We start from the raw sequence: 563 nt of genomic DNA on the forward strand, positions 1-563 counted from the left end.
GATCAGATGTTTATCGCCAAACAAACGTCATAAAACAAATTTGAGAACATGCGCGATAAGAATAACGAGCTAAACAAGATAACGGAAGTCCTGAACGAATTTAATATTAACGATATCGGTAAACGGTGTGGTTTTTGCCATCGTGAACGTATAGTTAAACCCTATGAGTTAGTAATGGCACTGGTGACGGCCATGGGGGACAAGAGCATTGACTGCATCAGTGATTTGCACCGCTATTTTACCGGATTGACGTACACCGATGTACAGTACAAGCCGTTTCACAATCAACTGAGCAAGCCAAAATTTAAGCAGCTGATTCAACGCATAGTGGGCGTTGCATTGCACAAATGGCAGCAGCATATTCTGGGTACAGACACTGACCTGTCAGCGTTTAAACAGGTCGTGTTACAAGATGGTAGTTCGTTTGCCGTCCACGATGCATTAAAGGAAGAATTTAAAGGACGTTTTACCACCATTAGCCCTGCTGCGGTCGAGGTGCATGTAAGCTGGGATATGTTACACAGTCAGCCCGAGCGAATAGCCGTCAGTGCAGACCGTGATGC

1 protein-coding gene is annotated in these 563 nt (G+C 44.9%); it reads left to right on the forward strand.

Translation table 11 applies throughout. The annotated features are described in order from the left end of the window. Window positions 1-48: 48 nt before the first annotated feature. A partial coding sequence (locus AC27IB_RS23500; RefSeq protein ID WP_487124065.1) for a transposase occupies window positions 49-563 on the forward strand: 515 nt, incomplete at its 3' end.

It is taken from the genome of Alteromonas sp. 4NH20-0104 (assembly GCF_057547795.1).